16 protein-coding genes are annotated in these 16,870 nt (G+C 57.8%); 13 read left to right on the forward strand and 3 right to left on the reverse strand.

Features of this window, described 5'->3' with window-relative positions:
• Nucleotides 1–20: 20 nt before the first annotated feature.
• On the reverse strand, nt 21–1,241 hold the full coding sequence (locus tag ACR0DY_RS01390) for an APC family permease (RefSeq protein ID WP_480485584.1): 1,221 nt from the start codon (nt 1,239–1,241) through the stop codon (nt 21–23).
• A 370-nt stretch (nt 1,242–1,611) separates the two neighbouring features.
• On the reverse strand, nt 1,612–2,634 hold the full coding sequence (locus ACR0DY_RS01395; protein ID WP_480480847.1) for a LacI family DNA-binding transcriptional regulator: 1,023 nt from the start codon (nt 2,632–2,634) through the stop codon (nt 1,612–1,614).
• A 134-nt stretch (nt 2,635–2,768) separates the two neighbouring features.
• Here ACR0DY_RS01395 and ACR0DY_RS01400 point away from each other — a divergent pair, with 134 nt between their 5' ends.
• The 11 genes from ACR0DY_RS01400 (at nt 2,769) to ACR0DY_RS01450 (ending at nt 11,779) form a co-directional block, all read left to right on the forward strand.
• Nucleotides 2,769–2,954 (forward strand): hypothetical protein, encoded by a 186-nt coding sequence (locus ACR0DY_RS01400; RefSeq protein ID WP_267366030.1) that lies wholly within the window; start codon nt 2,769–2,771, stop codon nt 2,952–2,954.
• 23 nt (nt 2,955–2,977) lie between these two features.
• A complete protein-coding gene (locus tag ACR0DY_RS01405) occupies nt 2,978–4,123 on the forward strand; it encodes a TRAP transporter substrate-binding protein (protein ID WP_480897699.1) in 1,146 nt (381 codons plus the stop codon).
• A 108-nt stretch (nt 4,124–4,231) separates the two neighbouring features.
• Nucleotides 4,232–4,744: a TRAP transporter small permease gene (locus ACR0DY_RS01410; RefSeq protein WP_209503870.1), complete on the forward strand. Its 513-nt coding sequence runs from the start codon at nt 4,232–4,234 to the stop codon at nt 4,742–4,744.
• Between the two features lie 11 nt (nt 4,745–4,755).
• The gene (locus ACR0DY_RS01415) at nt 4,756–6,084 is read left to right on the forward strand and encodes a TRAP transporter large permease (protein WP_480472864.1); all 1,329 of its coding nucleotides are present in this window, start codon (nt 4,756–4,758) and stop codon (nt 6,082–6,084) included.
• Between the two features lie 12 nt (nt 6,085–6,096).
• Nucleotides 6,097–7,404 (forward strand): histidinol dehydrogenase, encoded by a 1,308-nt coding sequence (gene hisD / locus ACR0DY_RS01420; protein ID WP_209503872.1) that lies wholly within the window; start codon nt 6,097–6,099, stop codon nt 7,402–7,404.
• On the forward strand, nt 7,397–8,158 hold the full coding sequence (locus ACR0DY_RS01425) for an SDR family NAD(P)-dependent oxidoreductase (protein WP_480480852.1): 762 nt from the start codon (nt 7,397–7,399) through the stop codon (nt 8,156–8,158). The genes hisD and ACR0DY_RS01425 overlap by 8 nt, the downstream gene beginning before the upstream one ends.
• The gene (locus tag ACR0DY_RS01430) at nt 8,155–9,135 is read left to right on the forward strand and encodes an alcohol dehydrogenase catalytic domain-containing protein (RefSeq protein ID WP_480485590.1); all 981 of its coding nucleotides are present in this window, start codon (nt 8,155–8,157) and stop codon (nt 9,133–9,135) included. The genes ACR0DY_RS01425 and ACR0DY_RS01430 overlap by 4 nt, the downstream gene beginning before the upstream one ends.
• A gap of 23 nt (nt 9,136–9,158) precedes the next feature.
• Entirely contained in the window at nt 9,159–9,569 is a 411-nt protein-coding gene (locus ACR0DY_RS01435; RefSeq protein WP_480505127.1) for a universal stress protein, read from the forward strand.
• 46 nt (nt 9,570–9,615) lie between these two features.
• Nucleotides 9,616–10,122: a sulfopyruvate decarboxylase subunit alpha gene (gene comD / locus ACR0DY_RS01440; protein ID WP_267365987.1), complete on the forward strand. Its 507-nt coding sequence runs from the start codon at nt 9,616–9,618 to the stop codon at nt 10,120–10,122.
• Nucleotides 10,119–10,673: a sulfopyruvate decarboxylase subunit beta gene (comE, locus tag ACR0DY_RS01445; RefSeq protein WP_209503877.1), complete on the forward strand. Its 555-nt coding sequence runs from the start codon at nt 10,119–10,121 to the stop codon at nt 10,671–10,673. The genes comD and comE overlap by 4 nt, the downstream gene beginning before the upstream one ends.
• Complete coding sequence (locus ACR0DY_RS01450; RefSeq protein ID WP_480545566.1) at nt 10,673–11,779, forward strand: alpha-hydroxy acid oxidase; 1,107 nt, start codon at nt 10,673–10,675, stop codon at nt 11,777–11,779. Before comE ends, ACR0DY_RS01450 begins: the two co-directional genes overlap by 1 nt.
• A 53-nt stretch (nt 11,780–11,832) precedes the next feature.
• Here the strand turns inward: ACR0DY_RS01450 and ACR0DY_RS01455 are convergent, their stop codons facing one another.
• Complete coding sequence (locus ACR0DY_RS01455) at nt 11,833–13,878, reverse strand: ASKHA domain-containing protein (protein WP_209503879.1); 2,046 nt, start codon at nt 13,876–13,878, stop codon at nt 11,833–11,835.
• A gap of 217 nt (nt 13,879–14,095) precedes the next feature.
• On the opposite strand from ACR0DY_RS01455, the gene guaB reads away from it, so the two are divergent.
• Together guaB and ACR0DY_RS01465 are read left to right on the forward strand one after the other, a co-directional pair.
• Nucleotides 14,096–15,544: an IMP dehydrogenase gene (gene guaB, locus ACR0DY_RS01460; protein ID WP_209596318.1), complete on the forward strand. Its 1,449-nt coding sequence runs from the start codon at nt 14,096–14,098 to the stop codon at nt 15,542–15,544.
• A 93-nt stretch (nt 15,545–15,637) separates the two neighbouring features.
• Nucleotides 15,638–16,795 (forward strand): RsmB/NOP family class I SAM-dependent RNA methyltransferase, encoded by a 1,158-nt coding sequence (locus tag ACR0DY_RS01465; RefSeq protein ID WP_480480862.1) that lies wholly within the window; start codon nt 15,638–15,640, stop codon nt 16,793–16,795.
• Nucleotides 16,796–16,870 lie beyond the last annotated feature (75 nt).

The raw sequence follows: 16,870 nt of genomic DNA on the forward strand, positions 1-16,870 counted from the left end.
CTTGACCCAATGATACAGGCTTACAGAAACGCGGACGCAAAAAGCAACAAACTGGTCACCACCCCAAAGAGGGGAACAACAAGAGGCACGCGGAACTGCGGTTCATCGGTTTCAGCCCGGGTCTTCAAAAGGATCAGTGAAAGATTGACCAGCACAAAGACCCCCAGAACAATTTGCGACGTGCGCTCGGCCAGAATGGCGATTGGAAGCGTTTGGGTCAGCAACAGGATTATCGCCGTGACCATGATTGTCGCTACCGTTGGCGTCTGAGTGACCTGAGATACCGTAGCCAGAAACTTAGGCAAATGATCCCGATCCGCGAGCCCGTAAATCACGCGGGATGCCATGATCATCTGGATCAGAACACCATTGATCGTGGCTACGATGGCAATGGTCGAAAACCCCTGCTGGATAACCTCGGGCGCGTCCGTAAAAATCAGGGCCAGCGGTGCGGCGGACGTCGAAAGGACATCGATCGGCACCACATACAGAACAGTCATGGACGTACCAAGATACAAGACCGTGGCCAGAATAAGCGTCAACAGGATCGCTTTCGGGATTGTTCCGGCGGGGTCTTTAACTTCTTCAGCGACATTCGCCATGTCCTCGAAACCGACAAAGGCGAAAAACGCCAGAAGCGAAGCGGCCAATATCCCTCTCCAGGCGGTTGGGTCCAGCCCGGGAACCATCTGGGTGAGCGCATAGCCCTGAGGCTCAGGAAGGGACAGGCCCCAACCAATAACGACAAGTAGCCCGCTGATTTCTATGATGGTAATGACTGCCGCCACCATTACCGACTGCGTGATCCCCCATAGGGCGATCAGCCCCATGATCAGAACTACACCGATTGTCAGACTTGAAATGCCTAAACCTGTAAGCGTTTGAAGGTACGACGCGGCCCCGATAGCCACGGCCGAGGCCGAGATGATGCCCGAGGCGGCCACCGCGAGACCGACCAGCACGGCCATCCAGCTTTTCTGAAACCCAGCTTCGACATAGGCGGCCTCACCCGCACTCACAGGATATCGGGTTGCCAGTTCTGCGTATGACAGGGCGGTCAGCGCAACAACAAGCGCAGCAATCAGGAACGAAACCGCGGCATACGGGCCCGCAATCCCGGCCGTCGCACCAACAAGCACGTAAATTCCAGCGCCCACGGTTACCCCAAGCCCATAGAGCGTAAGCAGCGGGGTCGTCAGCGCCCGCCGCAGCTTTGGTGTCTTTTGTTCAACGATGGACATCATCTATCCGCCAATTGGAATGCGTTGCGTGTCTTGGTTTGACATTAAAGTTTCTCTGCTTGGTCCCGTTGCCTCGATCATATGAGTGACTGACGTGCGGTTGGTCCCGAGAAGCCAGAGCGTAGTCGGCAGAAGAGCGCGCCTCGCATTTGCCGCGCCCGTGGAGTGAAACCTTCGCGCCGTTGAAGTACTGATCACCGGTAAATTTGCTTGGGGTCAGGCAGGTGAGCGTCGGGCCCGTTGATATATTCGTACTTCACTATGTGGTCACTTTGCGTGCTTTGACTCAGGTCAATGAAAGCGGATCGTCACACTGAATCGTAGACCGGTGCGCCTTTTACACGCAATGAACCGCCGAACTTTCTGAGCCTTAAGGAATGCGGTCAAGCAAGGAGTCTCGGGTGACCAAATGGGTCAAAAGCTCCAAAGACTGGCCCGCAGAGTTCGTTTCGATCATTCGTATCAACTCCTGCGCAGCCTTTTGACCCATTTCACGGTGGGGCACGTGAACCGTTGTCAGGGCAGGGCTGACAATGCGCGCGATTTCGATGTCGTCAAAGCCTGTAATCGACACGTCTTCGGGCACTCGGAGCCCCATTTTCTGCGCCTGCCTCAATGCGCCGACTGCCAGAACATCGTTTCCGCACAAAACTGCGGTCGGCGGCATGTCAGTCGCCATGAGATCCCTGAATGCCGTCGCGCCATTTTCGAATTCATACGTGGTTTCGATCACCATTAGGTCATCCGGCTGCAGGCCGTGTTCAGCCATGGCGCTTTTTATCCCAGCGATCCTGAGCCGCGCCCGGTCATTACCCGAACTGATACCCGATATCGTCGCAAGACGCGTATGTCCCTGTCTGATGATCTGGTCTGCCAGCGCTTTCATGGCCTTGCGGTTGTCGAACCCAACTGACGGCACAGGTTTATCCGGCAGAAAGGACCAGGCAACCAGCGCGGGCACTTTCCGTCTGTCCAGATAATCGTAAATATCTGCGTCCCTGTCATGACCGATCAATAACAGCCCATCCGCACCCCGTGCGACCAGGGTTCGGATCTGATCCTTTTCCGCTTCGGGCTCATAGGCTGAACTGGAGACCAGCAGCGTGTAACCACGCTGATGTATCTCTTCCTGAAACGCCTGCAACCCCCTTGCGAATATCGCGTTTTCCATGGTGGGGATGATGGCGCCAATGGTAAATGACCGCTTGGCCGCCATCACGCGGGCCGCGAAATTTGGCGTGTACCCCAATTCCTCGACCGTCGACAGGACACGCTTGCGCGTTGCTTCAACAACTTGTTGCGGGTTGTTCAGACACCGGGACACTGTCGCGGTCGAAACACCCGCGGCCTTGGCAACGTCATCCAGTGTCGGAGCAGACCGATGTTTTGACATTCTCGAACTCTCAATTCCAGTTGGCTTAAGTTAATCGCATTTTTCAAATGATGAAAGCACCAATGTAAGCGCTTGCAATATTGATGTAAGCGCTTACAAAGGTGTTGAGCCGATTCTGAACGGGAGTCCCGGAAATGGTCCTTGCTGCATCTGTCGTCGTTTTCGCGATCTATTTCGCCAACGTTGCTTTGGGTGCTTTCGCAGGCCGCGCGTTTCTTGGTGACGTAGGAGAGATGTTGGTTCTGTTCGCGGCGTCGATTTTGTTCGTTGTCGCGATTCTGAAAAAGGAAGCTGACCGAAACGCAACAGACGGCAGCTGAACTTTTGCTTGGGAGGGCAATTCATGAACAACGACGAGATTGAACTGACGTCAACAGAACGTCGCAACTTTCTGAAGCTGAGCGCAAGTGGCGCGTTCACGGCCGCATTGGTTGCCGGGGCAGGGGGTGTTTTGTGGTCTTCCGAGGCTGCCGCGCAAACCGCAAAAGAAGAGAGTGAGCGCGAAAAGGCCGCAGACCACGTTATGACGGTGGCCACAGCCTATGTGCTGGGTGCGTCGCGCAGCTATCCGATCATGCAGCTGGATCTGAAGGAAAACATCCAGAATGCTACCAACGGCAAGGTCTATGTCAAATTGGCCCCCGGTGGTCAGCTTGGCGCGGGCGGTGCGCTGGTGCAGAAAGTACAGGGTGGAACCATTCAGGCCGCGCAGCACTCGCTGTCGAATTTTGCGCCTTTTGCGTCCACGGTCGACCTGATCAACATGCCGTATCTGTGCGGGTCGAACCAGCGCTTCACCAACCTTGTCCATTCGGACACGTGGAAAAGCGAAGTCCACCCCAAGGTCGAGGCGGCAGGCTTCAAGGCGTTGTTCTACGTGAATATCGATCCGCGTGTTGTCGCAGTCCGGCAGGGTGGCAATGCGGTCATAACACCGGGGGACATGGGCGGGATCAAGTTCCGCGTTCCCGGTTCGAAGATGCTGCAACAATACTATCGCATGGTTGGTGCCAACCCGACGCCTGTGGCATGGGGTGAAACACCTTCGGCGATCAAGCAGGGTGTTGCCGACGCGCTCGACCCGTCAGTTGGAGCACTGTATGTCTTTGGTTTCAAGGACATCCTCAGCCATGTGACCTTCACGCAGGCCGTTCCGGACAGTCAGGTTTATTCCTGTAATCTGGAGTGGTTCAACTCGATGCCTGCTGACGTGCAGGAAGGCATCATGTGGGGTGCCGAGATGACTGGTCATCAGAACCTGTCCAAGGTTCCGTCGGCCCGCGCCTATGCCATGGCCGAGTTGAACAAAGCTGGTGTTGAATTCCATTCGCTCAGCGATGATCAGCTGGCGGAATGGCAGTATGCCGGTGGGTATCAGCGTTCGGAATGGGATCCGTTCAAGACGGAACTGGCCGGTTCGATGGACAACTTTGAGAAGCTGGTCGAAGCGGCTGGTACGCAGGGCAAATACTACGTCCACGACGCCTAAGGTGAAACCCGTGGGCGCCTGTCGGCGTCCACGATTCTTGTACCGCGCGGCCGACAGTGGCCCGTCAAGGCAGGTACGGACTGGGCTGTCCCATCGCCGGAGGATCAGATGACCGTTCTTCAGAACATTGACCGAAACGCCGAACGCTGGTTGCTGCTGGTGTTCTACGTGATGCTGGTGATCACCATGGCCATCGAGGTGCTGCGGCGCGAGATATTCGCCTATTCCTCGATCTGGGGCGAGGAAATCGTGCGGTATTCCTTTATCTATCTGGCTTGGATCGGTGCTGCTGCCGCGGTGAAAGAGCGCGCTCATATCCGGATCGATGTGATCATGCACTATGTCGGGCCGCGCCCCAAGGCACTGCTTTATATCTTCGGCGATCTGGTGATGTTCCTGGTGGCGATCATCGCACTCTATTGGTCGTATGAAGCCGTGCACGTTTCAGCCAAGTTTGGTTCCGTTACGGACGGATTGCGGATTTCCAAGGTTTGGTTCCTGATGGCCGTGCCGACCGGGTTTGCCCTGATGATCTGGCGGCTGATCCAATCCCTGTTGCGCGATCTGAAATGTCTTCGCGACGGCACGCCCGTCTTCGAAGGCGACAAACTGTTTGACTGAGGAGAGACCGGATGCTTTGGAACTCCCTCAATCAAACCGTTGAACTGGGCTGGGATTTTTATCTGCCGGTGATCCTGTTTGTTGCCCTGATCGCTTTGGCCGTACCGGTTTGGGCGGCCATTGGAATGGCTGCGATCGTAATGCTGATCATGTCCGGTGACCTTCCACTCAGCCTTGTCGGAGAGAGCCTGTTTACCGGCATCGACGCTTTTGCCCTGACTGCCGTGCCCCTGTTTATCCTGACCGGGGATGTTCTGGTTCGGACGGGGTTGTCACGCAAGTTTCTGGATGTTGCCGAGGCTTTGACATGCTTCGCCAAGGGCGGCTTCGGATCGGCCACGGTGCTGGTCTGCGGAATGTTTGCCGCGATTTCGGGATCGGACGCCGCCGGGGCTGCTGCGGTTGGCAGGATGACCATCAACCGGTTGGTGGAAAGCGGGTATCCGCGCCCCTACGCCTGTGCTCTGGTCGCGGCCGGTGCCTGCACCGGCATCCTGATACCGCCCTCGATTGCCTATATCATCATCGGCCTTGTGCTGGGTATTTCCGCATCGACTCTTTTTCTGGCCGCCCTGATCCCGGGTCTGGCTATCCTGGTGTCGATCCTGATCACCAATATCATCATGAACCGCCTTTATGCATACGAAGGCGGCGGCATGATGACCATGGGGGAGTGGTTGGCCAATCTGGGCAAGGCGCTCAGGTCTGGCTGGTATGCCTTTATCGTGCCTGGGATTATCTTTTATGGCATCTTTTCGGGCCGACTTACGCCGACTGAGGCTGGTGCCACGGCTGTTGTCGTCACCATCATCATGGGCTTCATCCTGCGTACGCTGACATTGGCGGATTTTCCGTCGATGCTGGTCAGCTCTGCAAAGGTGAACGGGGTGATCCTGCCGATCATCGCGTTTTCCGCTCCGCTGGCCGAGGCGCTGGCGATCATGGGTGTACCTCAGGGGTTTGTCACTTCGGTGACCTCGCTGACAGACGACCCATATCTGCTGATCCTGTTGATGATCGGCATCCTGATCGCAGCGGGCTGCGTCATGGAGACGACGCCGAATATCGTCATCCTGGCACCTATCCTGAAACCACTAGCGGACAATATCGGCATGAATGAGATCCAGTTCTGCATCATGATGATCACCGCGCTGGGAGTGGGTTTTATCACCCCGCCGCTGGGGCTGAACCTGTTCGTCGTATCTGGCATTACCGGTGAATCCATTCTGAAGATTGCCGCCCGAGCCGTGCCTTTCGTATTGACCATGCTGATCGTGGTGATCCTGATCGCCTACGTGCCAGCCGTGTCGACAACATTGCTCCCTGAAATCTACCAATAGGACCTGCTGAACATGCCTCGTGAATATCTGAAAAAGGCAACTTTAACGGCTCAATCACACGCCTCAGAGGTGCATGATACGGTGAAGACAATTCTGACCGATATCGAGGCGGGCGGTGATGCAAAGGCAAGAGAATACGCCGCCAAGTTCGACAAGTACGAAGGGAATGTCTTGCTGACCCCGGCTGAGATTGAGGCCGCCTGTGCAAAAGTTTCCGAAAAGCTGAAGGCCGACATCCGTTTCGCCCACGACAATGTGCGGCGCTTTGCCGAGACGCAGAAAGCGACCGTATCTGACGTTCAGACCGAGATCGTTCCGGGCTTCGTTGCTGGGCAGAAGGCAATTCCAGTGGATGCTGCAGGGTGTTACGTGCCAGGGGGGCGATACAGCCACATCGCCAGTGCGATTATGACAGTGACCACCGCGAAAGTTGCGGGATGTCGCCACATCACGGCCTGCTCGCCCCCGCGTCCCGGCGAAGGGGTCGCGCCTGCCATCGTTTATGCGGCGCATATCTGCGGGGCCGACAGCATTCTGGCCATGGGGGGCGTGCAGGGTGTTGCCGCCATGACCTACGGCCTGTTTGGTCTACCGCGCGCCAACATCCTTGTGGGCCCCGGCAATCAGTTCGTGGCCGAAGCCAAGCGCATCCTTTACGGCAAGGTTGGTATCGACATGATCGCAGGTCCGACCGACAGTTTGATCCTTGCCGATCAGTCCGCCGATGCGCATGTCGTCGCCACCGATTTGGTCAGTCAGGCCGAGCACGGATACAACTCGCCGGTCTGGCTGGTCACCGATGATCGCGACCTTGCGCAAAAGGTGATGGAACTGGTGCCTGCGCTGATCGCAGATCTGCCGGAACTGAACCGCGAAAACGCCTCGGCCGCATGGCGCGATTATGCTGAGGTTATCGTCTGTTCCAACCGCGAAGAGATGGCCGCCTGTTCCGACGAATACGCACCTGAGCATCTAACGGTTCAGGCTGAGGATCTGGATTGGTGGCTGGAACGGCTGACCTGTTACGGATCGCTGTTTCTGGGCGAGGAAACAACCGTGTCATACGGAGATAAAGCGACCGGTACGAACCATGTTCTGCCAACCTCGGGCGCGGCCAGCTATACTGGCGGGCTGAGTGTCCATAAATACATGAAGATTGTGACGTGGCAGAGGGCCACGCGCGAAGGGTCGAAGCCCATTGCCGAAGCGACCGCGCGGATATCGCGGTTGGAAGGAATGGAAGGTCACGCCCGTGCCGCAGATGTGCGTCTTGCAAAGTATTTCCCGGACGAGCAATTCGACTTGACCGCCGATGGATGACCCGCGCTCATTGTTTGACCTGACTGGCCGGGTGGCGTGTATCACCGGTGCCAGCTCGGGACTTGGGCGGCAAGTGGCACGGACTCTTGCCGCAGCAGGTGCGCGTGTTGTCGGTATAGCCCGGCGCAGCGAGGCATTGGCGCAGATGCAGGCCGAGATTGGCACGCGCGCTGCAACGGTTGTTGCAGACGTTGCAGATCGAGATGGGGTAAATGCGTTGACACAGGCCGTCGCATCCAAGTTTGGCCCTCCGGACATACTGGTCCATGCGGCTGGGGTGAACACGCGTGAGGCTGCGGATGATGTTACTCCTGAGGGGTGGGATGCCACGCTTGCCCTGAACCTCAGCGCACCGTTCTTCCTCAGCCAGGCGATGGTTCCGGCGATGAAGGAAAAGGGGTGGGGGCGAATTGTCAATTTCGCCTCGCTGCAAACAACGCGCGCTTTTCCAGGTGGTATCGCCTATGGCGCGTCCAAGGCGGGGATCGGGCAGTTGACACGCGCCATGGCCGAGGCGTGGTCGCCCTTTGGCATAAACGCCAACGCCATCGGACCGGGGTTCTTTCCCACCGAACTGACGCAGGCTGTGTTCGACGACCCCAAGCGCGCGGAACGGAACGCCGCGCAAACCTGTATCGGACGCAATGGGCGGATGCAGGATATCGACGGGCCGATCCTGTTCTTATGCTCTCGGGCATCTGACTATGTCACGGGACAGGTTCTGATGGTTGACGGAGGGTTTACTGCCAAATGAAGGCTCTGGTTTACAAAGGTGTTGAACACATGGTTTTTGACGATGTGCCGAATGCCGAACCGGGCGCATCGGAACACCTGATCCGGGTCGAGGCGGTTGGCATCTGCGGATCGGACATGCACGCCTATCTGGGCCATGATGCACGTCGCCCAGCGCCCCTGATCCTCGGGCACGAGGCAGCCGGTGTCATAGCTGATGGTATCCGCGCCGGTGACCGGGTGACGATCAACCCGCTGGTAACCTGTGGCCAATGCGCGGCATGTCGGGCGGGTCGCGAGAATCTGTGCCCGGACCGCCAGATCATCTCGATGCCACCGCGCGAAGGGGCGTTCGCGCAATATGTCTCGATGCCAGGCAGAAATCTTGTCGACGTGCCCGATGATGTCCCTTTCGCCAAGGCTGCGCTGGCCGAACCTCTGGCGGTAAGCTGGCACGCAGTCAGACTGGGGATCGAGGCTCTGCATTCAGCGATGGACCGCCGCGCCTTGGTGATTGGCGGAGGGGCTATTGGCCTTGCGGCGGCCTTGGCCCTGCGGGCGCAGGGTATTGAAGACGTTACAATCGCGGAACCAAACGCGTTGCGCCGGACTTATCTGGCGGAAATCGAAAGTTTTGCACTTGTGGATGCGCCCAATGGGTCTTTCCCGTTGGTCATTGATGCTGTTGGATATGCCGCGACACGGTCGGTCGCTTCGGCCCTGGCCGCGCCGGGTGGCGTGATCGCGCATGTCGGATTGGGTGAAGATGCCAGAGGTCTGGACGTGCGTCGCATGACCTTGCAGGAGATCACCTTTATCGGAACCTACACCTACACCGCGCAGGATTTCCGCGACACGGCTCAGGCGATCTTTGACGGCCGTCTTGGCGCCCTGAATTGGGTTGATGAGCGTGCACTGGCCGATGGCGCGCAGGCGTTTCGCGATATCCGCTCTGGCTCTGTAGCCGCACCGAAGATTATCCTGAGACCCTGGGGATAAACCTGACAGAACTGGAGGCCACCATGTACAAGAAAATTCTGGTCCCGATGGCTTTGGATCACGGCATTTCACAGCATACGCTGGAAGTCGCGCGTGCCTTGTCCGAAAACGGGGCCGAGATCATCGGCTTGCATGTCTACGAAATGCCACAGGGATCAGTCAGCGCCTATCTCGACAAATCCGCAGTGGCCGAAGGGTTCGAGCGCGCGAGGCGGGCATTGTTGCAAAAAGTTGACGGGCTGGATGGTGTGAAAGCCGAAATTATCAAAGGACACACCGCCCGCACCATCATTGACTACGCTACCAGCAACAATGTGGACTGCATTGTTATAGGTTCGCACAAACCGGACCTGAGCGACTACTTTCTGGGATCGACAGCGTCACGCGTTGTTCGTCATGCCCCCTGCGCTGTACATGTGCACCGAAGAACCTGATTTCCTTAATCGCGCCAAGCGCCCCAACAGGACCAACAGCCCGACTATGAACATAGACAAGAAGATAACCGACGATCTGGTGGCCAACGATATCTCGTTCGTCACCACCGTCCCGTGCAAGCAACTGGCAGGTGTCATCGCTGAAATCGACCAGCGAGAGGACATCCATCACATCCCGTCCAACAAGGAAGACGAGGGGATGGGCCTGTGCGCCGGGGCATGGATGGGCGGCAAGCGTCCCGCGATCATCATGCAAAACACCGCAATCGGTGTGACGATCAACACACTGGCGACACTGATCCAGTTTTATCGCATGCCATTGCCGATGCTGATTTCCTATCGCGGAGAGCTGCGCGAACCGGTTGCCTGCCAGGTTGAAATGGCCGTGCATACCAAAGCGCTGCTGGCTCAGCTGAATATCCCGACTTATCATTTCCACCATCAGTCAGATGTTGAGGAGCTCGACACGATCCTCAAATACACCTTTATGTGCAATAAACCGGTCGCCATTCTGACCGATGCCAGTTTCTGGGGAGGCTATGGCGACCAATGATCCGTTCTGAAATTCTGAAAGAAATCGCTCCGATCCTGCGCGATCAGCTTGTTGTTTGCAACATCGGCATTCCGAGTCAGGAACTGCATGCCATCGACGACCAGCCTACCAATTTCTATATGCTGGGCACGATGGGGCTGGCCTCATCCATCGGTCTGGGTCTGGCCTTGTCGCAGCCCAAGCCGGTTATCGTGATCGATGGGGACGGGTCGGTTCTGACCAATCTGGGTACCTTGCCGACCATCGCCAACAACGTGGCGGACAACTATATCCTGTTGATCGTCGATAATGGGTCGTACGGGTCCACTGGGGATCAGCCGACGTATGCCGGGCAGAAGACCTCTCTGGCGAAAATGGCGGAAGCCGCAGGATGCGAGCGCGTAATCGAATGTCAGGCCGAAGACACCGGCCGCGTGCTGCAAGAAGCGCTGGATTCGAAACAGATGACCATCATCGTGGCTAAGTGCGAAAGCGGAAATGCCAAGATGCCTGTTATCACGATGGATCCGGTGGTGATCCGCGACCGGTTCATGAAGGCCGTACAGGCCTGATGTTATCCAGCGCTATCCACAGTTCCGAGGACGCCCGCCGCCTCGCGCGGCGGCGTCTGCCGTGGATGGTATTTGACTATATCGACGGTTCCGCCGGGTCCGAGGTTGGCGCAGCCCGAAACAGGGCTGCACTGGATGCGCTGACCCTTCGCCCTAGAATTCTGAATGATGTCAGCGAAAGGTCGCTTGCTTGTTCCGTCTTTGGCAGGTCGACTCAGCGCCCGTTTGGCATCGCACCGATGGGGATGTGCAACCTGTCGGCCCCCGGTGCAGATCTGATGCTGGCACGCCTTGCGGCGCGGTACGAGGTGCCGCTTGGGGTCTCAACCGTCGCATCGACGCCAATGGAAGACCTGATTGTCGAGGCAGAGGGACATGCCTGGTTTCAGCTGTATTTCAGCGGCGATGGCAGTGGCACCTTCAAGTTGGTCGAGCGCGCAAAGGCTGCGGGGTACGAAACGCTGGTGCTGACGGTGGACGTGCCCGAAGTGGGACGTCGACCGCGTGAATTGCGCCATGGGTTTAGGATGCCATTCAAAATGGGCCCGAAACAGGTGCTTGATTTTGCGCTTCACCCCCGGTGGTCGCTATCAACGCTACTGCGGGGCAAGCCCGAAATGGCGAATTTCCTGATGGACGGATATGATTTTGATCGCCGGGAAAGCCGGGCCAAGGCGACTTGGGAGACACTGGCCCGTCTGCGCGACCAGTGGGCCGGGAAACTGGTGGTCAAGGGCGTTCTGGATGCAGAGGACGCGCTGAACCTCAAGTCGGCAGGTGTCGATGCCATTCAGGTCTCAAGCCACGGTGGCCGCCAGTTGGACAGTGCGCCCGCGCCGATTGCCGTATTGCCTGAAATTCGGAACGCCGTCGGTCCGGAATATCCGCTGTTTTACGACAGCGGTTTGCGCTCGGGCGAGGATGTTTTGAAAGCCTTGGCAAACGGCGCAGATTTTGCCTTCTTCGGCCGCATCCTGCAATTTGCAATCGCGGCAGAAGGGGAAGAAGGGCTTGAGCAACTGTGGTCTGTGCTGAGTGATGAAATGAGTATTGCCATGGCGCAGATGGGCGTTTCGTCGCTGGGCGAGGTGCGTCTCGAAACCTGAAACCAGTTTGGGGAACGACCCGAGGCGTACCTGCGAGTCGTTCCTATGCTGGTTTAACCGCGGCGTCTGCGACGGCGCCCACCGCCTGTTTCGCTCTCTCCACCTGTGTTGAAGCTTGGATTGGGCAGCGTGACAACCTGCGCCAGTTCCGGAAACGGATCGGTTTTGTGCGGGATCGCGTTGGCGGCCACGAAATGATCCTGGAACTTCGGCTCAATGGCGGTTTCGATCTTGGTGATCTCGCGCACGACGCGTTCGATTTCAGCGCGTGATCCGATATTGCACAGCGCAATCCGTGCACCTGTACCAGCGGCGTTACCCGCGCTGGTGACCTTGTCAAGCGGTGCATCAGGGATCATGCCCAGAACCATGGCGTGCTTGGTCGAGATATGAGCGCCAAAGGCACCGGCCAGAACCACACGATCCACCTTGTCAACTTCCATCTCGTCCATCAGAAGGCGCGCACCGGCATAAAGCGCGGATTTTGCCAGCTGGATGGCGCGGATGTCGCCCTGCGTGACAGTGATGCGGGGGCCGCCTTCGGCGCTGGCGTCGTGAATCAGGTAAGCATGTGTGCGGCCTTCAGGAATGCAGCGGGCCGTTCCAGTCTGCTCGGCCGATCCGATCAGGCCGCTTTCGTCCAGAAGTCCAGCCATACGCATCTCGGCCACAGCTTCGATAATGCCCGAGCCGCAGATGCCGGTGATACCAGTGGTGGCGACATCAAGGTCAAAGCCGTCTTCGTCGGACCATTTTTCGGACCCGATGATGCGAAAGCGGGGTTCCTTGGTAAGGGGATCGATTTCGATCCGCTCGATCGCGCCGGGTGCAGCGCGCTGGCCAGAACTGATCTGTGCGCCTTCAAACGCAGGCCCTGTGGGCGAGGAACAGGCCAGAACGCGGCTGGTGTTGCCCAGCAGGATTTCGGCATTGGTGCCCACATCCACGATCAGAACCAAATCCTCGGACTTGCCGGGTTCTTCGGACAGGGCAACTGCCGCACAATCCGCGCCCACGTGGCCCGCGATGCAAGGCAGGATATAGACCTGCGCGCGGGGGTTCATGGTGGTCAGTTCCATCTCGCGTGCGGGCAGGGACATTGACTCGGACGTGGCCAAGGCAAAGGGCGCCTGACCCAGTTCGACCGGGTCCAGACCCAGCAGCAGATGGTGCATGACCGGGTTGCAGACAAACACCGTTTCAACGATCAGCGCGGTGTCAATCCCAGCTTCTTCAGCGATTGAGGTGGTCAGATCATTGATCGCCTCGCGCACGGCTTTTGTCATTTCCTGATCCCCGCCGGGGTTCATCATGGAATATGAAACACGGCTCATCAGATCTTCGCCAAAGCGGATTTGCGGGTTCATCAGACCCGATGACGCCTTGACCTCGCCGGTTTCCAAGTCGGTCAGATGAGCCGCAATCGTAGTTGAGCCAAGGTCGATGGCCAGCCCATACAGCCCGCCTTCGTGCAGGCCGGGCCAGATTTCGACAATGCGTGCGACGCTGTCCTTGTGACCTTTGTGAACGGCCACAGTGACCTCCCATTTGCCTTTGCGCAGAACCGGTTGCAGCTTGGACAAAAGTGACAGATCCGCTGTGACCGCGTCAATTTTCCACTGCTGGCGCAGTGCGCGCTCAAGGCGCTCCAGATCGCCGGTTGGCGAATGCATGTCGGGTTCTTCGACCACCACGAAATACAGACGCGTTGCTGAATCCATGGTGATGGCGCGTGCCGTGGCGGCCTTGCGAACGACCTGACGATGTACCTGGCTTTCTGGCGGTACGTCGATCACGACATCGCCCTGAACCGAAGCCTGACAGCCCAGTCGACGACCGGGTTTCAGACCGCGCTTGTCGTCGTATCGTTGCTCGACAGCGTTCCATTCGCTCAGCGCATCCTTGGCCACCGTGACGCCGTGCTTGGGAAACTCGCCATAGCTTGGGGTGATCTGACACTTTGAACAGATACCACGGCCCCCGCAAACCGAATCCAGATCCACTCCCAATTGGCGGGCTGCGGTCAGAATGGGCGTTCCGACAGGAAAATGCCCGCGTTTGCCGGACGGGGTAAAGACGACAAGTGGGTCGGTGGTCATGAGTGACATGCCTTTTTGTGTTCGCGCGTTTTCCCGGCAAGATATGGGTTTGAGCGCAAAGGGAAAGGGCTATCAGCGGCACGATTTGCGCGGCATGCGTCGTTTTCTTCGGCTGTATAGGCAACTGGAGCCACAGAGTTGCCCCCAAGGGCTTTTCCTTTGGTTCAATCCATGCAATAGGGTCACCGCCAAACGGGCTTTTGCATGGGGTATTCAGATGCAGATTCGTGAGGCACTCACCTTTGACGACGTTCTTCTGGTTCCGGCCGCATCTTCAGTGCTGCCGGCAACAGCGAACACCACCACGCGTGTCACGCGTGAGATTACCATGAACATCCCGCTGCTGAGCTCGGCCATGGACACTGTGACCGAGGCGCGCATGGCCATTGCCATGGCACAGGCGGGAGGTATCGGGGTCATCCACAAGAACCTTTCCGTAGAAGAGCAGTCTCGCGAGGTTCGCCGCGTCAAACGGTTCGAATCGGGTATCGTCTACAACCCCGTTACCTTGCGTGCGGATCAGACCCTGGCCGATGCGAAGGCTCTGGTCGAGCGCTATAATTTCACCGGTTTCCCGGTGGTTGACGCAGATGGTCGCGTGGTTGGTATCGTGACCAACCGGGATATGCGCTTTGCCAATTCAGACGACACGCCGATCAAGGCGATGATGACCTCGGAAAACCTGGCAATGCTGAAAGAACCCGCTGATCTGGAAGAGGCCAAAAGCCTGATGCGGGCCCGTCGTATCGAAAAACTGCTTGTCGTTGATGGCACGAGAAAACTGACAGGTCTGCTGACGCTGAAGGACACCGAACAGGCCGTTCTGAACCCAACTGCGTGCAAAGACCGGCTTGGCCGCCTGCGAGTGGCTGCCGCGACTTCGGTTGGAGACGCGGGATTTGAGCGGTCCGAGCAACTGGTGGCTTCGGGCGTGGATATCATTGTTGTCGATACGGCGCATGGTCACTCTCAGGGCGTGCTGGATGCGGTGAGACGGGTCAAAACCCTGTCGAACGAGGTTCAGATCATTGCCGGAAACGTAGCTACAGGCGAGGCGACCAAGGCGCTGATCGACGCAGGCGCTGACGCCATCAAGGTTGGTATTGGCCCCGGCTCGATCTGTACAACACGCATGGTGGCGGGCGTTGGTGTCCCTCAGCTGACCGCGATCAGTGATTGTGCCGCCGCGGCGGGGGATGTTCCGGTCATTGCGGATGGTGGCATCAAGTTTTCGGGCGATTTTGCCAAGGCAATTGCCGCCGGTGCGTCGTGCGCCATGGTGGGTTCGATGATCGCGGGCACAGACGAAAGCCCGGGTGAGGTCATTCTGTATCAGGGCCGGTCGTTCAAATCCTATCGCGGTATGGGCAGTCTTGGTGCGATGGCGCGCGGATCGGCGGATCGGTATTTCCAGAAGGACGCGGCAAATGACAAGCTGGTACCCGAAGGGATCGAAGGGCAGGTTCCTTACAAAGGATCAGCCAGTGCAGTGATCCACCAGCTTGTTGGTGGTTTGCGCGCTGCAATGGGATACACCGGCTGCGCGACCGTCGAAGAGATGCGCAGAAACTGCCAATTCGTGAAGATCACGGGCGCAGGTCTGAAAGAGAGCCACGTGCACGATGTTCAAATCACACGTGAAAGCCCGAACTACCGGGTGATGTAAGCCGTTGCGCATGACATACGGCACCCTAGCACGGGGTGCCGTAGTGATTTTGGATTGGCCTGTCACGGCCTTTTTCAGCAAAGGTAATCCGTGATGACACCTGCTGCCCGCGTTCAGGCCTCGATTGAAATTCTGGATGAAATTCTCGCCGGGGCCCCGGTTGAAAAGGCGCTGACCGGCTGGGCGCGGCGCAGCAGGTTTGCGGGCTCCAAGGATCGGGCAGCTATTCGCGATCATGTGTTTGACGCTTTGCGGTGCAAACGCTCATTTGCTGCGTTGGGTGGTTCCGGAACTGGTCGCGGCCTGATGATCGGCGCCTTTCGCGCATCGGGTGAAGATCCGGTTGAGTTGTTTACCGGCGACCGCCACGCGCCCGAAGCCCTACAAAATGAAGAAGTATCAAGGGATTTTGAATCCGAAGCCGAGAGATATGATTTTCCTGACTGGCTGTGGCCAAAGCTCGTCTCATCCTTGAACGATGCCGCCGTTCCTTGCGCATTGGCATTGCAGGAACGCGCTCCGGTTATTCTGCGGGTCAACTTGTTGAAAACGGATGTAACCCGGGCGATTGATGCTTTGGCGACCGACGGTATTTCAGCCCGTCCAACGCCGATATGTGAAACCGCTCTGGAGGTGACAGAGGGCGCGCGTCGGATCGCGCAAAGCCAGGCATACGCTCAGGGTTTGGTCGAGCTTCAGGATGCGGCAAGTCAGGCGGTTGTTGCTTCCTTGGATCTGCGCCCTGGAATGCGCGTTTTGGACTATTGCGCTGGGGGCGGCGGCAAGTCGCTTGCGATTGCTGCCTACAAGGGTGTCGAGGTTTACGCTCATGATGTGAATGCGCGCCGAATGAAGGATATTCCAGCGCGGGCAGAACGGGCAGGGGCCAGAATAACCATCCTGAACAGCGCGGAACTTGCTGGTCACGGGCCTTTTGACGTCGTTTTGGCCGACGCCCCGTGTTCTGGCAGCGGTTCGTGGCGGCGCGCACCGGCAGGCAAATGGGCGTTGACTGAAGACCGTTTGCAAGAACTCACGGTCATTCAGGCTGACATTCTCGCAGATATCACGCCATTGGTCCAAGCAGGTGGAGTGCTGGCTTATGCAACGTGTTCGGTTCTTGCCGACGAGAACGATGCGGTTGTCGACAGGTTTCTGACAAAACATGCGGGCTGGCGTGAAACCTTCCGGCAGGCATGGCAGGTAACTCGCGGGTCCGACGGGTTCTTTACGTCACACTTGACGCGCTGATCTTTCGGTAAATACAACCTTGGGTAGCTAACTTGTTTTTTAACGCCGTTAGGCGAGTGTTAACCAATTCTACCT

This window comes from Ruegeria sp. O6, assembly GCF_056535045.1.

Excerpts from the sequence above, each read along its gene's own strand:
- ACR0DY_RS01390 (WP_480485584.1), bottom strand. The coding sequence starts at position 1,241 with ATGTCCATCGTTGAACAAAAGACACCAAAGCTGCGGCGGGCGCTGACG.
- ACR0DY_RS01395 (WP_480480847.1), bottom strand. The coding sequence starts at position 2,634 with ATGTCAAAACATCGGTCTGCTCCGACACTGGATGACGTTGCCAAGGCC.
- ACR0DY_RS01400 (WP_267366030.1), top strand. The coding sequence starts at position 2,769 with ATGGTCCTTGCTGCATCTGTCGTCGTTTTCGCGATCTATTTCGCCAAC.
- ACR0DY_RS01405 (WP_480897699.1), top strand. The coding sequence starts at position 2,978 with ATGAACAACGACGAGATTGAACTGACGTCAACAGAACGTCGCAACTTT.
- ACR0DY_RS01410 (WP_209503870.1), top strand. The coding sequence starts at position 4,232 with ATGACCGTTCTTCAGAACATTGACCGAAACGCCGAACGCTGGTTGCTG.
- ACR0DY_RS01415 (WP_480472864.1), top strand. The coding sequence starts at position 4,756 with ATGCTTTGGAACTCCCTCAATCAAACCGTTGAACTGGGCTGGGATTTT.
- hisD (WP_209503872.1), top strand. The coding sequence starts at position 6,097 with ATGCCTCGTGAATATCTGAAAAAGGCAACTTTAACGGCTCAATCACAC.
- ACR0DY_RS01425 (WP_480480852.1), top strand. The coding sequence starts at position 7,397 with ATGGATGACCCGCGCTCATTGTTTGACCTGACTGGCCGGGTGGCGTGT.
- ACR0DY_RS01430 (WP_480485590.1), top strand. The coding sequence starts at position 8,155 with ATGAAGGCTCTGGTTTACAAAGGTGTTGAACACATGGTTTTTGACGAT.
- ACR0DY_RS01435 (WP_480505127.1), top strand. The coding sequence starts at position 9,159 with ATGTACAAGAAAATTCTGGTCCCGATGGCTTTGGATCACGGCATTTCA.
- comD (WP_267365987.1), top strand. The coding sequence starts at position 9,616 with ATGAACATAGACAAGAAGATAACCGACGATCTGGTGGCCAACGATATC.
- comE (WP_209503877.1), top strand. The coding sequence starts at position 10,119 with ATGATCCGTTCTGAAATTCTGAAAGAAATCGCTCCGATCCTGCGCGAT.
- ACR0DY_RS01450 (WP_480545566.1), top strand. The coding sequence starts at position 10,673 with ATGTTATCCAGCGCTATCCACAGTTCCGAGGACGCCCGCCGCCTCGCG.
- ACR0DY_RS01455 (WP_209503879.1), bottom strand. The coding sequence starts at position 13,878 with ATGACCACCGACCCACTTGTCGTCTTTACCCCGTCCGGCAAACGCGGG.
- guaB (WP_209596318.1), top strand. The coding sequence starts at position 14,096 with ATGCAGATTCGTGAGGCACTCACCTTTGACGACGTTCTTCTGGTTCCG.
- ACR0DY_RS01465 (WP_480480862.1), top strand. The coding sequence starts at position 15,638 with ATGACACCTGCTGCCCGCGTTCAGGCCTCGATTGAAATTCTGGATGAA.